Below are 2,703 nucleotides of genomic sequence, written 5' to 3'. Positions count from 1 at the left end.
CGGCCTCGGCCGCATTCTCCCACTCGGCGGGGGTGGTCGGGATGACGCGGGCGCAGTTGGAGCCGGCGCCCTCGAAGCGGGTGGTCCAGGCCTCCTCCATGGTGAAGGGGGTCAGGGGGGCGAGCCAGGCGGTGAGGCGGGTGAACACCTCGTCCATGACCGTGCGAACGGCCCGGCGCTTGAGGCTGTCCGGGCGGTCGCAGTACAGGCTGTCCTTGCGGATGTCGAAATACAGCGCCGACAGGTCATTGGAGCAGAACTCCAGCACCGGGCGCACCACATCCTGGAAGTCGTAGCGGGCGTAGGCGGCGCGCACCTCGCCGTCCAGTTCCCAGAGGCGGTGCAGGATGTAGCGCTCCAGCGGCGGGAACTGGTCCAGATCGGTCAGGCGCTCGGCCTCGTCGAAGCCGTTCAGGGCGCCCAGCAGATAGCGGACCGTGTTCCGCAGCTTGCGATAGGCGTCCACCGTGGTCTGCAGGATCTGCTTCCCGATCCGCTGATCCTCGGCGTAGTCCACCACGGCCACCCACAGACGCAGGATGTCGGCGCCGGACTCGTTGATGACGGTCAGGGGGTCGGTGGTGTTGCCCCGCGACTTGGACATCTTCTCCCCGTTCTCATCGAGGGTGAAACCGTGGGTGAGAACCGCGTCATAGGGCGCGCGGCCGCGGGTGCCGCAGGCCTCCAGCAGGGACGACTGGAACCAGCCGCGGTGCTGGTCCGAACCTTCAAGGTAGAGGTCGGCGGGCCATCTGGAATCTTCGCGGCCCTCGATGGTGAAGGCGTGGGTGCAGCCGGAGTCGAACCAGACGTCGAGAATGTCCTCGACCTTCTCGTAGCGGTCCGGGTCGTGGCCGGCGCCGAGGAAGTCGCTGTCGGGACGAGTGAACCAGGCGTCGGCGCCCTCGGCCTGGACGGCCTCGACGATACGGGCGTCCACGGCGTCGTCGTGCAGGGGCTGGCCGGTCTGTCTGTCCACGAACATGGCCAAGGGCGTGCCCCAGGCGCGCTGGCGGCTGATCAGCCAGTCGGGGCGCGTCTCGACCATGGAGCGGATGCGGTTGCGCCCGCCCGCCGGGTGGAAGGTGGTGGCGTCGATGGCGGCCAGGGCCTTGTCGCGCAGGCCGGTCTCGCCGTCCATGCGCACGAACCACTGGGGGGTGTTGCGGAAGATCACCGGGGCCTTGGAGCGCCAGCTGTGGGGATAGGAATGCTCCATCCGTCCGCGGGCCAGCAGGGTCCCGGCCTCGATCAGCTTTTCGATCACCGCGGGGTTGGCCGGGCCGAATTTGCCGGTCTTCTTGCCCTCGGTCTCCAGCACCTTGAGGCCGCCGAACAGGGGCACGTGCTCATAGTAGGCGCCGTCGGCGTCGACGGTGTCGGGGATCTCGTGATGGCCGTGGGCGCGCCAGACGTCGTAGTCGTCCGCGCCGTGGCCGGGGGCGGTGTGCACGAAGCCCGTGCCCGCCTCGTCGGTCACATGGTCGCCGGCCAGCAGCGGCACCGAATAGCCGAAGCCGGGGTGCAGGGCGGCCAGCGGGTGGGCGCATTCCAGACCGGACGGATTGACCGCGTCGACGCGGGTCCATGTGGCGATCTTCGCAGCCTTGAAGACTTCCTCGGCCAGCTTATCGGCCAGGATCAGGCGGTCGCCGGGTTTGGCCCAGGGCTCGAACTCCAGCCCTTCCTCCAGCGCCGTGACCTCATACAGGCCGTAGTCGATCTCGGGGCCGTAGCTGATGGCGCGGTTGGCCGGGATGGTCCAGGGCGTGGTGGTCCAGATGACGATGGACGGCGTGGCGTGGCGGAAGGCCAGCAGGTCGTCGGGATGGTCGTCCGTGGCGCCGGTGACAGGGAATTTGACCCAGATCGTGGGGCTGTTGTGCTCGTGGTACTCGATCTCGGCGTCGGCCAGGGCGGTGCGTTCCACCGGCGACCACATCACGGGCTTGGAGCCACGATAGAGCTGGCCCGAGTTCTTGAACTTGTGGAACTCGCGCACGATGGCCGCCTCGGTGGCGAAGTCCATGGTGGCGTAGCGGCCGTCCCAATTTCCGATCACGCCCAGGCGCTTGAACTGTTCGCGCTGCACGTCGATCCAGCCGGCGGCGTAGTCGCGGCAGGCCTGACGGAACTCGGCCTTGGAGACCTCGTCCTTGCGGCGGCCCTTCGCGCGGAACTGCTCCTCGATCTTCCACTCGATGGGCAGGCCGTGGCAGTCCCAGCCGGGGACGTAGTCCACGTCATTGCCCAGCAGGAACTGCGAGCGGACCACGAAGTCTTTCAGGGTCTTGTTGAGCGCATGGCCGATGTGGATGTCGCCGTTGGCGTAGGGCGGGCCGTCGTGCAGCACGAACAGGGGCGCGCCCTCGGCCTGCCGCTGCTTGCGCAGGGCGGCGTAGAGGTCGCCCCAGGCGGCCAGGATCTCCGGCTCCTTTTTGGGCAAGCCGCCCCGCATGGGGAAGGAGGTGTCGGGCAGGAAGACGGTGTCGCGATAGTCGCGGCCATCGGGAGTCTGGGGGGCGTCGGCCATGGGTGTCTCAGGCTGGTATGCGTGATCGGTTGCGGTGATTTCTGGACCCCGACGTGCGCGGGGCCAAGCCCTGAAGCGCTACGCCGGGCGGCGAATGGAAATCAGGATGATGCGCGCGCGAACCGTCATGGCGGCCGGTCTAGCAGAGGCCGTCAGCTATGGACAGTGGC

At 68.1% G+C, this 2,703-nt stretch carries 1 protein-coding gene; it reads right to left on the bottom strand.

What is annotated here, in order from left to right:
* The coding region (gene ileS, locus C0461_RS14165) for an isoleucine--tRNA ligase (protein WP_292107929.1) at positions 1–2,533 on the bottom strand (2,533 nt) is incomplete at its 3' end.
* Between the last annotated feature and the right edge of the window lie 170 nt (positions 2,534–2,703).

Source organism: Brevundimonas sp., assembly GCF_013823285.1.
Lineage (GTDB): Bacteria > Pseudomonadota > Alphaproteobacteria > Caulobacterales > Caulobacteraceae > Brevundimonas.
Note: the sequence above shows the minus strand (reverse complement) of the source record. Positions and strands in the feature narration are given on the sequence as shown.